The sequence below is a fragment of the Hyalangium sp. genome (assembly GCF_035629615.1).
Lineage (GTDB): Bacteria > Myxococcota > Myxococcia > Myxococcales > Myxococcaceae > Hyalangium.
Genome location: NZ_DASPHO010000847.1, coordinates 1 through 12,217 on the forward strand (window position 1 = coordinate 1; position 12,217 = coordinate 12,217).

The window sequence follows — 12,217 nt, forward strand, 5'->3', positions numbered from 1 at the left end:
CAACTCCCTGCAGGATCAGCTCGACGTGAACAAGAGCTGCAACCTCACCGCGAGGGCTCCGCTCTGGCGCTCCAACGCCCAGGCCCAGGCCTCCGGCTGGGAGAGCCTGGACTTCACGCTCCACTCCTGCCCGGCACCCACCGTCCAGAGCGCGGTGAGCACCAGCCCCACGGGCGTCATCCTCCACCTCGACCGGCGCATCGACCCGGCCAGCGTGCAGGCCAACGGCAGCCAGTTCACCTTCAACAACGGCCTGTCGGCCTCGGCCGCCAGCGTCCAGGGCCGCTCCCTCCTGCTGACCACCAGCGCGCAGGCCAACGGGCAGAGCTACACCGTGACGTTGGCCACCAGCATCCGCGACACCCTGGGCACCGCCATGGACGCGTCCGCCCGGAGCGTCACCTTCGACGGCTTCCAGGCGCCCGCCGTGCTGCGCATCACCGAGGCCGCTCCCAGCGTCGACTCGGGCAGGGATCTCCTCGAGCTGTACGTGGTGCAAAGCGGCAACATCTCCGGCTTCACGATCGTGCAGGACTCAACCACGCTGACGTCCCTGCCCGCCGTCTCGGTGGCCGCCGGAGACATCATCGTGGTGCACTTCAACCCGGACACCGGCTCCGGCTTCGACGCGCCCCGCTCGGAGACGGCCAGCAAGGCCGAGTTCCCCACAGCGACTTACGCCTCCAACTTCAACACCGCGTGGGATCTCCACGCTGGCGCGTCCGGCCTCCTCCACAACAACCGCGTGATCCAGATCAGGGACGCATCCGGCAACCCACAGGATGGTGTCGCCTTCGCTCGGCCCAGCCTGGCCACGCCTCCCAGCAGCTTCCCCGCCGCGCTCAAGGCCCTGCAGAACCTGGGGCACTGGCAACCCGCCAACTGTGGCGGCGCTGACTGCACGTACACCTCCACACCTACCGCTGTGGATGTCTCCGCCAACTGGGACGGTGTCTCCGCCGATCGCACCACCACCGTCAGGCGCACAGCCCCCACCACAGACACCCACCAGGCCAGTGATTGGAGTGTGGGCGCCAGCTCTCTGGGCGCTCCTTAGAAACTAAACAGTGTGACTAATAATATTCAATTACAGTGCAAAAACCCCTAGAGTGCGCCAGCCATTCGAAGAGGGAGGAAGTCCGTGAAGAGACAGGTCATCAGCTTGCTAGCGGCGCTCGCGTTCATCACCACGGCGTGCAGTTCCCCGGAGGGAGAGGGCACAGCCGAGAAGAGTGAGAAGACGGGGCCGCTGCTCATCTCCAGCGTCCTCAATGACGCGAAGGCGCGCGCCAGCCTCAAGAGCGCTCGCTCACAGCTCGTCGCGCCGGGCACGGAGGCCATCGTCTGGGACGACGAGTGCTTTGCCTTGTCCCTGCCCCCGAATGACGACTCGTCCACCTCGGCCGTTGCGCTGCCGTTCGAGCTCAACTTCTTCGGGACGACGTACTCGAACTTCTTCATCAACAACAACGGCAACGTCACCTTCGACGCGCCGATGCGGACGTGGACGCCGTTCCAGCTGACGGCCAACACGCCGCCTATCATCGCCGCCTTCCTGGCGGACGTGGACACGCGCACCTCGGGTGGGGGCAACCCAGTCTCAGGGCTCACCACCTACTCGGAGAACCCCATCAGCTACGAGGGCCACCGCGCCTTCTGCATCAGCTGGGTGGACGTGGGCTACTTCTCGCAGCACACCGACAAGCTGAACACCTTCCAGCTGCTGCTGGTGGAGCGCGCCGACACAGGCCCTGGCGACTTCGACATCGTGCTGAACTACTCCCGCATCCTGTGGGAGACGGGTGACGCGAGCCAAGGCCACGGCGGCTTCGGCGGCACCCCGGCCGGCGCGGGCTTCTCGGCGGGCAACGGCGACCCGGCCGCCTTCTTCCAGTTCCCGGGCTCGCTGGTCACCCAGGGCCTGCTCGACAGCAACCCGGAGACGGGGCTCGTCCACAACAGCCGCAACAGCCCCCTCCTCGGCCGCTACGTCTTCAACGTGCGCAATGGCCACCCGGACGTGACGCCGCCGGTGAGCACCGCCTTCGCCCTGCCCCCGCCGGATGCCAGCGGCGAGTACCACGGCCCCGTCTCCGTCACGATCACCGCGACGGACGATGAGTCCGGTGTGGCGAGCATCACCTATGCGCTCAGCGGCGCGACGGCGGGTGGCGCCACGGTGACGGGCTCGGCGGCGAGCCTGCCCCCCATCACGAACCTGGGTGTGACGACCATCACCTACTACGCGCGCGACGTGGCCGGGAACGTGGAGGCCCCGCGCACACTCGTCATCAACATCACCCCCGAGCCCGTGGATTGCGTGACGGTCCGCCTGCACGACTACAACCTCTTCCTGCTCGGCGACTACACCGGCGGCCACGACGTGGTGGGCAAGGTGGCGGCGGGCGGCAACATCTCCATGCACGGCTTCGCCGTGGGCTCGGGCCTGGCGGAGACGGACATCGACAACGTGCTCGTGGCGGGCGGCAACCTGGACATCTCCCATGGCGGTGTCTTCGGCAACGCGTTCTACGGGGGCAGCACCACCGCTGACGGGACGGTGACGTTCGCCCGCGGCCAGCTGGCGCAGGGCTCGCCCATCGACTTCACCGCCCGGGGCACCGAGCTGGGCAACCTGTCCACGTTCCTCGCGGGCCAGGCGGCCACCGGCACCACGACGCGCGAAGTGTGGGGCGGGATCTTCTCGCACGGCACCCACGCGGGCCTGAACGTCTTCGACGTGAACGCCAGCGACTTCAACGGCGCGGTGCTCTGGTCCATCGACGCGCCGGCCGGCTCTTTCGTGGTGGTCAACATCCGCGGGGCCTCGGCCAGCTTCGGTGGCTTCGGCATCCACTTCACCGGCGGCATTGACCAGCACGGCGTGCTCTACAACTTCGTGGATGCCACCAGCATCACCGCCAACGGCTTCGGCTTCTGGGGCACGGTGCTGGCGCCCTCCGCCAACATCACCTTCAACAACGGCAGCTGGGACGGCGGCATCTACGCCCACTCGCTGACGGGCGATGCCGAGGGCCACATCAACCCGCTGAACGAGCACGAGATCTGCACCGAGCTGAACTGACACGGATGAGCCCTGAGGGCTGAGGCAGGCCCTGGGGGCAACCCGGGGCTGGCCTTCAGGGGTGCAGTCACAGACCGGGCATCGGGCTCTTCGGGAGTCCGGTGCCCGGTTCATTTTCAGGGGCAGCGCCGTCTGCCTCCCGCACGAGGCGCACCACCGAGTCCACCCAGGCCGGGTGGGAGTTCAGCGAGGGGACGAGCGTCAGCGACTCGCCGCCGCACTCCAGGAACTGATCCCGGGCGCGCAGGCCGACTTCCTCCAGCGTCTCCAGACAGTCGGCGACGAAGGCCGGGCACATCACCGCCAGCCGCTTCACGCCCTGCTTCGCCAGCTCCGGGAGGACCAGGTCCGTGTACGGCTTGATCCACGGAGTGCGGCCCAGGCGCGACTGGAAGGAGACGGTGTAGCGCTCTCTGGGCAGCTCGAGCCGCTCGGCCAGGGCGCGCGTGGTGGCGAAGCACTGCGCGCGGTAGCAGTGGCGGTTGACGTCCGTGAGCACCTCGCAGCACCCCGCCGATGCCAGGCAGTGGCGGCCCGAGGGATCGCTCTTGCGCATGTGGCGCTCGGGCAGGCCGTGGTAGCTGAAGAGGACGTGCTCCGCGCGCGCCTCGGCGATCACCGGCCGCGCCACCGCGGCGAAGGCGTCCAGGAAGCCCGGGTGATCGTGGAACGCAGGCACCGTGCGCACCGCGGGCACGTCCCAATGCTCGGCCAGCACCTCATAGGCGCGCGCCAGGGTGGAGCTGCTGGAGGAGGCGGCCTCCTGTGGGTAGAGCGGCAGGAGGATGAACTCCTTCACCCCGCGGGAGCGGAGCGCCTTCACCGCGTCCGGCAGCGAGGGGTTGCCGTAGCGCATGGCGAGCTCCACCTCGTACTCGCCCCGGAGGCGCTCGGCCACGGCGGCCTCGAGCGCCCGGCTGTGGACGAGCAGCGGCGAGCCCTCCTTCATCCAGACTTTCTGGTAGGCCTCGGCGCTCTTCGCCGGACGGGTGGGGAGGATGATGAAGTTGAGCAGCAGCCAGCGCGCCGCCGGGTGGAGATCCAACACCCGCGGATCGCTGAGGAACTCGCGCAGGTAGCGGCGCACCGGGCCCGACTCGGGCCCATCCGGCGTCCCCAGGTTGACCAGCAGCAGGCCCTTCTTCGGCGTGGGCATGGCTCAGTGCAGCGCGTGGGGCAAGGTGAGGGCGAACTCGCCAATCTGGGCCTCGAACTGCTGCCCGTTGGGCCTCACCATCTGGTAGCTGCCACGCATGGAGCCGAAGGGCGTGCGCAGCATGGCCCAGCTCGTGTACTCGAAGCGCTCACCCGGGCCGAGGCGCGGCTGCTTGCCCACCACGCCCTCGCCTTTGACTTCCTCCACCCGCCCGTTGCCATCGGTGATGACCCAGTGCCGGGCGCGCAGTTGCGCCGGCTGCGTCCCCTCGTTGGCAATCTCCACCGTGTACATGAAGGCGAAGTGCCCGGACTCAGGAGCACTGCGCTCCGGCCAGAAGGCCGGCTTCACGGTGATGCGGATGCCCTCGGTGGTTGTCGTGGACATGCGCTCCACCTTTGGCCGGGTTGTGGCCGGGATGCAAGGAAAACGCCAGCAGGCGGGCCTAGGACTTGGCCTGCGGGGGGTGCTCCGGCGCCTTCGGCCAGATGAGCGAGGCGACGATGCTGGCCGTCAGGATGCCGGCGATCACCCCCAGCGACAGCCCGATGTGGATGTGGATGTCGAAGTAGGTGACGAGCATCTTCGCGCCCACGAAGCCGAGGATGGCGGCCAGGCCGACTTTGAGGAAGTGGAACTTCTCCATGAGGCTGGCCACCACGAAGAAGAGGGAGCGCAGGCCCAGGATGGCGCACACGTTGGACGTGTAGATGATGAACGGGTCCTGGCTGATGCCGAGCACCGCGGGGATGGAGTCCAGCGCGAAGAGCAGGTCCGTGACTTCCACCACCAGCAGCACCAGGAACAGCGGCGTCACCTTCAGCCGCCCGTCGTCCCGGATGAAGAAGTGGCTGCCGTTGCCCTGGCGCGCCACCGGCAGCACCCGCCGCGCGAACCGGACGACGATGCCCTTCTCCGGATCCGCGGCGTCATCATCCTTGGAGACGAGCATCTTCAGGGCGGTGAAGACGAGGAAGGCGCCGAACAGGTAGATGAGCCAGTGGAACTCCTTCACCAGCGCCGTGCCCGCGATGATGAGCACCGCGCGCATGATGAAGGCGCCGATGATGCCCCAGAAGAGCACCCGGTGCTGGTGCTCGGGCGCTACCCGGAAGTAGCCGAACACCATCAGGAAGACGAAGAGGTTGTCGACGGAGAGCGAGTACTCGACGACGTAGGCCGTCAACCACTGCAGCGCCGGCTCGCTCCCCGAGAAGCGCCACACGCCCGCACAGAAGATCAGGCTGATGGTGATCCACACGCCCGTCCAGACGCCCGCCTCTTTCGGCGACACCGCGTGTTCTTTGCGGTGGAACAGACCCAGGTCGATGGCGAGCATCGCCACGACGAAGAGGTTGAACCCCACCCAGAGCGCGACTTGAGTGTTCACGTACCTTCCCGGAGTAACAAGCGCCGCGCACCCTACCCGGGTGTGGGCGCCCCGTCGACACCTGCCTGACGCTTCCGGGCGCTACAAGGCCTACAAGTCCGTTGCCGGCCGGCGCAGGACGACCACGGAGCGCCCCGCCACCTGCACCTTCCCACCGGCGGGAGTGTGGACGTGGGAACAGTCCCCGGCGGTGGTGGTGTCCACCACCAATTCCCAGTCCGCGCCCCACTCGATGGCGGGCAGCGCAAACGTCATGGGCTCGTGGTGGGCGTTGAGCAGCACCAGCAGGGTGTCGCCGACGATGCGGTGTCCCTCCTCGTCCAGGGCGGCGATGGCGTCCCCTCCGAGCAGGAAGCCCAGCGAGCGCGCATAGGGTTTCTCCCAATCGTCCTTGCGCATCTCCTTGCCGTCCGGCCGGAACCACGCCAGATCCTTCAGCTCGCTGTCCCAGATGTGGGCGCCCCGGAAGAAGCGGCGCTTGTGCAGCACGGGCTGCTCGCGGCGCAGCTTGCTCATGCGCACGCAGAAGGCCAGGAGCTCACGCTGGCCAGGGCTCAGCTCCCAGCTCACCCAGGAGATGGGGCTGTCCTGGCAGTAGGCGTTGTTGTTGCCCCGCTGCGTGCGGCCGAACTCATCGCCCGCCACCAGCATGGGCACGCCCTGGGAGACAAAGAGGGTGGCGAGGAAGTTGCGCTTCTGCTGCTCGCGCAGGGCGCCAATCACCGCGTTGTCCGTCTCTCCCTCCACGCCGCAGTTCCACGCGTGGTTGTCGTTGGAGCCGTCCCGGTTGCCCTCCAGGTTCGCCTCGTTGTGCTTCTCGTTGTAGGTGACGAGATCGTGCAGGGTGAAGCCATCATGGGCGGTGACGAAGTTGACGCTCGCGGTGGGCCCGCGCTCGGAGAGGGCGAACAGATCCGAGGAGCCGGTGAGCCGGTAGCCGATCTCCGCCGCCTGCCGGTCATCTCCCTTCCAGTAGCGGCGGATGGTGTCACGGTACTTGCCGTTCCACTCGCTCCACAGCACCGGGAAGTTGCCCACCTGGTAGCCGAAGTCGCCCACATCCCACGGCTCGGCGATGAGCTTTACCCGGCTGAGGACTGGATCCCCATGCACCATCTGGAAGAAGGCCGCGCGCGAATCGTACCCGTGCCTGTCCCGCCCCAGCGTGGTGGCCAGATCGAAGCGGAACCCGTCCACGTGCATCACCTCGACCCAGTAGCGGAGCGAGTCCATCACCAGCTTGAGGGCATACGGGTGGGTGGCGTTCCACGAGTTCCCGCAGCCGGTGAAGTCCAGGTAGAAGCGCGGATCCTTCTCGTTGAGCCGGTAGTAGGCGGCGTTGTCCAGGCCCTTGAAGGAGAGCGAGGGCCCCAGGTGGTTGCCCTCGCAGGTGTGGTTGTAGACCACGTCCAGGATGACTTCGAGGCCGGCGCGGTGGAGCTCCTTCACCATCTGCTTGAACTCGGTGACCTGGCCGCCCAGGGAGCCGGAGCCGCTGTAGCGCGCGTCCGGGGCGAAGAAGCCCAGGGTGTTGTAGCCCCAGTAGTTGGTGAGCCCCTTCTTGACGAGGAAGGACTCGTCCACCGCCGCATGGATGGGCAGCAGCTGCACGGCGGTGACGCCCAGCTTGCGCAGGTGCTCGAGGACGGCCGGGTGGGTCATCCCCGCGTAGGTGCCCCGCTGCGACTCGGGCACGGCCGGGTGAAGCTTCGTGAAGCCCTTCACGTGCAGCTCGTACAGGAGCGAGCGGTTCAACGGCGTGGCGGGCGGCCGATCTCCCTCCCAGTCGAAGTCATCCGTGAGCACGATGGCCTTGGGCATGCCCGCGGCGCTGTCGCGCGTGTCGATCGTCAGGTCCGCTTCCTTGTCGCTCTCGTCGCCAACCTTGTAGGCGTACACGAGCGGGGAGGAGTTCACCCGGCCGTGGAGGGCGCGGGCGTACGGATCCACCAGCAGCTTGTGGGGGTTGAAGCGCAGGCCGCGCTTGGGCTCGTAGGGGCCGTGGGCGCGCAGGCCATAGAGGGTGCCCGGCTTCAGGCCGGGGATGTAGCCGTGCCGGACGTTGAAGTCCGTCTCCAGCAGGGGGATGCGGCGGAGCTCTCGGGAGGGCTCAGCGGAGTCAAAGAGGCAGACCTCTATCTTCCGGGCCTGCTCGCTGAAGACCGCGAAGTTGACCCCTTCACCGTCGTACGTGGCGCCCAGGGGAAACGGCTTCCCCGGTAGCACCTCCGCCCTCCTCATCCCTTGCTCCTCTCCAGCAAGACGACCGGGAACCCCGCAAGCAGCGGCGAGAGGGGCAGCACCACGCCACCCGTCGGTCCTCGCTCCGGCCGAACCTCGCGCCCGGTGAAGACGTCCCGGAACATCATGCCTCCATAGGCCTCCGGAAGCGCCACGAAAGTGCCTTCATAGGCCCGGGCCAGCCCACCCTCCCCCTCCAGCGCGGCGAGAGTGAAGCGCGGCACCGCGGCGATGACGACGGCCTCCTCGTGCTCGCGCGCGAAGGCCACGGCCGCCCGGGCGCGAGGCCCCTCCAGCTCCAGCTCGTGGTAGCCACCGGCGCGGAAGAGGGCCCGCTGGCGCTGGCGCAGGCGCAGGCCCTGGGCGAGCGTGTAGAGCTTGACGCGCCCATCATCCCGGTCCGCCAGAAGCCGGGCGCACAGGCCGGCCGGATCTCCCGCAGTCTCGTGATCCAGCACCTCGAGCATCCGCGAGCGCGCCGCGAAGTCCACCGGGCGCCGGTTGTCCGGATCCACGAGGGACAAGTCCCACAGCTCGCAGCCCTGGTAGGTGTCCACCACGCCGGGCGAGGCCAGCTTGAGGACGAGCTGCCCCAGGGAGTTGAGCTGTCCGGCGGGCTCCATGCGGCGCTTGAACTGGCGCACCTCGTCGAGGAAGGCGGCGCTCCGGCCCGGATCGAAGCACGCGTCCACGAAGCGCGCGACGGCCGAGTCATACTCGGCGTCCGGGTTTGTCCACGAGGTGCGGACCTTGGCCTCCTTGAGGGCCTTGGCCATGTAGTCGCGCACGCGGCGCTGGAAGTCCCCGAGCTCCGCAGCGGAGAGGGCCTCGCCCATGGGCCAGGCGCCGACCACCGTCTGGTAGAAGAGGTACTCGTCATTGCGCGAGGGTGCGGGGCCGCCCGGCAGCGCGGTGACATGGGCGGCGTTGAGCTGGCTCCAGTGCTCCACCCGCCGGCTCCACTCCTCGGGCAGCTCGGTGAGCACGTGCAGGCGCGCCCGCACATCCTCGCTGCGCTTGGTGTCATGGGTGCTGGTGGTGAGCAGGCTGGCCGGCCAGTGCTCGGAGCGCTCGCGGTTGCGCTGGTGGAAGGCGGACACCCGCGTGCCGAAGTGCTCCGGCTCTCCGCCCACCTCGTTGAGCGAGACGAGCCGGTTGTAGATATAGAAGGAGGTGTCCTCCAGTCCCTTGGCCATCACCGGGCCCGTCACCTGCTGCAGCTTCATGACGAAGCGCAGCATGAAGCCGCGCTCCTTCTCGTTCGTGTGCTCAGGGTAGCGCCGCAGGAGGATGTCCCGCAGGAAGTCATAGATGCTGACGTTGGTGGTGGCGTTGCGCTCCTTGGCGCGGGCGATCGTCCACTCGATGTACTGCACATCCCGCGCATCCAGCTCTGGCCGCCAGCCGTCCACGTAGGTGCGGTAGACGGGGAACAGCGCGATGAACTCCACCAGCGTCCGGCGCAGGCTGTTGAGGGTGAAGTCCCGCGTGCGCCGGTTCATCTCCGAGATGCGGTTCAGCTCATAGGCGAGCATGTTGATCTCGCTCGCCATGGCCGTGCGCATGATGAGGAGCTTCTTCTGGTAGACGAGCTCCTCGAAGTTCGTCGCCTCGCCGATGAAGCGGTGGTACGTCTCCGTCAGCTGCTTCTCCGAGTCCGGCTGGAGGAAGACGCCTCCCACGGAGTTGGCGAAGCGGTAGCCGGTGGTGCCGTGCACCGCCCAGGACTCGGGCATGCGCTCGCGCCCGCCCTGGATCTTCTCCACCACCACGAAGAGCGCCTTGCGCAGCGGCGAGCCCTGATCCTCCGCCACCTCGCTCCGCCACCGCTCCAGCAGCCGCTGCTCCACCGCGCTCCAGCGCGCATCGCTCTCGCCATGCTCCTCACGGAAGCGCACCCGGGCCAGCTCCAGGAAGAAGCGCTCCTGGAGCCGGAGGAAGTAGGCCGTCGGATCAAACAGCCCGTCCGGGTGATCGATGCGCAGGCCGGTGATCAGGCCATGGCTCAGCCAGTCGAGGATGCGCGCGTGGGCCTCGTCGAAGACCTCGGGATCCTCGACGCGGATGGCCGCCAGCCCGTTGATGTCGAAGAAGCGCCGGTAGTTGATCTCCTCGCCCGCCACGCGCCAGTGCGCCAGCCGGTAGCTGCACCCGCCCAGCAGCGCATCCAGCGTGTCGAACGAGCGGGGGTTGCCGGGTGCGCCGTTGCAGGCCTCCACCCGGGCTGCCACGAAGGAAGCCACCTCGGCGCTGGCCTCCACGACAGCCGCGAGCCGCCGCTTGATGACCTCCTTCTCCCGGTTGCGCTCGATGACCTTGGGGCGCTCCGTCTCCGTGCGTGGGGGGAGGTGCTCGATGGCGGTGAGGATGGACTGCAGCTCGATGAGGTGCGGATTCGTGGCGCCCAGCCGCGGCTCCAGCTCCTCCAGGCCTGGACGCAGGACGTGGGCGTACTGCCGGGGCGCCAGCGGCAGCAGGTGATCGTAGTAGTGGATGAAGAAGGCCCCGGCGCGGAAGCCAAGCCTGAGCTCTCCCCTCTCCAGGACGATGCCGTACTGATCGCCGAGGATGGGCAGGAGCACCTTGTCGCGCAGCTCCGCCTTCACGGGCGCCCAGTCGATGTCGAAGTACTTGGCGTACACGGAGGAGGGGCCGTTCTCCAGCACGTCGAACCACAGGGCGTTGAAGCGCTCGATGCCCATGTGGTTGGGGACCACATCCAGCACCTGGCCCAAGCCGTGCTCGCGCAGCACGTGGCACAGGGCAGCGTGCTCCTCGGGCGAGCCCACCTCGGGGTTGAGCTGCTGGTGATCCACGCAGTCGTACCCGTGGGTGCTGCCGGGCGAGGCCTTCAGGTAGGGCGAGGCGTAGAAGTCGCTCACGCCCAGGCGTGCCAGGTACGGCACCACGGCCCGGGCCTGCTGGAAGGTGAAGCCCTTGTGGAGCTGGATCCGGTAGGTGGACACGGGTGTCGCGCGGGCCCGCGCCAGCAGATCCTCACGGAGACGCGCGAACAGCTTGTCCGCAGCGGACACTCCACCCTCTGCCGCCTGGGGTGAGGCGGCACTCCCCTCTTCCAATCCTTGGAGCAGCATACCGGCAGAGAGGTAGGACCTTCTGGAGGCGTTGGCCAGTGGGCAAGTGCCTGTTCGCCCTGTTTCCAACGCTCGGGGGTGCCATGCCCCACAAAAAACAGAGGCCCGCCGTGTCCTGGCGAGCCCTCGCTGCAACGCGCGCCCAGCAGGGCTCACGCGTCGCGGGTGACGACTTCAGGTGTTACTCGCAGGAGCCGCAGTCGCTCGCGCAGCTGCTGGCCGAGTTACCCGTGCCACAGCTCTCGGTGAACTGGCACACGCCGTCACCACACGTGTAGATCTCCTGCGTGCGGATCCGCGTGGTGAGCGGCAGATAGGTCCGGCCCATGTACGTGCACTCCGTGTAGAACAGTCCCGACGGATCCAGCGTGCAGAACGTCTCGCAGTTCTGGACGTGGACGAGAGGGCTGCACTGGGAGGCGAGGACGTCCTGGGAGGTTGTAAGGCCGCAGGCGCGCGGAGAGCTCTCCCCTTCATTCAGATAATCGCGGTCTACGCCGGCGAAGACACCCTCCTGGGTAAAGAGGTTGCCGAAGAAGCAAGCCTCGCGCCGCGAGAAGGTCTGGATCTCCTCGCTGCTGTAGGGGATAGGCTCCTGCTGCGCGGTGAGCCCAAGCACGGAGAGCGGAACGTGCATCCCGAACTTGTTGAGATGAGCCGCCAGGCACGCGGACACCAGCTGCTGCTCTGCCACGGTGATGTTCTGTCCGTTGGCCCAGCCCGGCGCCAGCCCCAGCGAGCCCCGCCACGTGTACGAGGTGCCAGACGAGAGATCCTGGTAGCTGCGGGACTCTCCCGCGGACAGCGCGCACTGCACCACGTACTTCATCAGCGTGGCGTTCTGCGCCGCGGACTGGGAGAACCACGCCGCGAAGTCGGCGCTCGCCAGCCCGTTGGCGGTCAGCCCGTTGGCGGTCAGCCCGTTCTCCCCCTGCAGTTCCTGCTCACGGGTGCTGAGGGCTTCAACGGACTCGGGCGTAGCCTCCTCCATCGGCCCACACGCCATGCTGCCCATCAGCAGCGCCCAGGCCGCCACCCACCTACCGCAAAAGCTGAGACCGACTCGTTTCGTGAGGTTTTCCATGGTCTTCTCCAAACCGGGGGTAAGAGGTCGTGTTCAACCGATGCCGCCATCCAACCAGAGGGGTCTGACACTCAGGTTCGACCGCAAGCCCGGGCTGGAGCGGTAGCCCCGGAAGGAGCCCCTGAGGGCCTCCAGGAAGCCAGGCCGGCTCGAGCACGACGGAGAC

General features: G+C 67.8%; 7 protein-coding genes and 1 pseudogene. 2 read left to right on the plus strand and 6 right to left on the minus strand.

Going from position 1 to position 12,217, the window contains the following annotated elements:
* Positions 1-1,057 (plus strand): annotated as a pseudogene (locus VD972_RS42470) (hypothetical protein); the annotation flags it as partial.
* A gap of 84 nt (positions 1,058-1,141) precedes the next feature.
* On the plus strand, positions 1,142-3,085 hold the full coding sequence (locus VD972_RS42475; RefSeq protein WP_324995296.1) for a choice-of-anchor A family protein: 1,944 nt from the start codon (positions 1,142-1,144) through the stop codon (positions 3,083-3,085).
* A 67-nt stretch (positions 3,086-3,152) separates the two neighbouring features.
* Here VD972_RS42475 and hemH read toward each other — a convergent pair whose 3' ends face one another.
* The 6 genes from hemH to VD972_RS42505 form a co-directional block, all read right to left on the minus strand.
* Complete coding sequence (gene hemH / locus VD972_RS42480) at positions 3,153-4,241, minus strand: ferrochelatase (protein ID WP_324995298.1); 1,089 nt, start codon at positions 4,239-4,241, stop codon at positions 3,153-3,155.
* Positions 4,242-4,244: 3 nt separating this feature from the next.
* Positions 4,245-4,628 carry a Co2+/Mg2+ efflux protein ApaG gene (gene apaG / locus VD972_RS42485; RefSeq protein WP_324995300.1) on the minus strand — a complete coding sequence of 128 codons (384 nt, stop codon included), beginning with the start codon at positions 4,626-4,628 and terminating at the stop codon, positions 4,245-4,247.
* 58 nt (positions 4,629-4,686) lie between these two features.
* Entirely contained in the window at positions 4,687-5,631 is a 945-nt protein-coding gene (locus VD972_RS42490; RefSeq protein ID WP_324995302.1) for a TerC family protein, read from the minus strand.
* Positions 5,632-5,721: 90 nt separating this feature from the next.
* Positions 5,722-7,872 (minus strand): glycogen debranching protein GlgX, encoded by a 2,151-nt coding sequence (gene glgX, locus VD972_RS42495; RefSeq protein WP_324995304.1) that lies wholly within the window; start codon positions 7,870-7,872, stop codon positions 5,722-5,724.
* On the minus strand, positions 7,869-10,967 hold the full coding sequence (treY, locus tag VD972_RS42500) for a malto-oligosyltrehalose synthase (protein WP_324995306.1): 3,099 nt from the start codon (positions 10,965-10,967) through the stop codon (positions 7,869-7,871). Before treY ends, glgX begins: the two co-directional genes overlap by 4 nt.
* Before the next feature lie 181 nt (positions 10,968-11,148).
* Entirely contained in the window at positions 11,149-12,003 is an 855-nt protein-coding gene (locus tag VD972_RS42505) for a hypothetical protein (RefSeq protein WP_324995308.1), read from the minus strand.
* Positions 12,004-12,217: the final 214 nt, after the last annotated feature.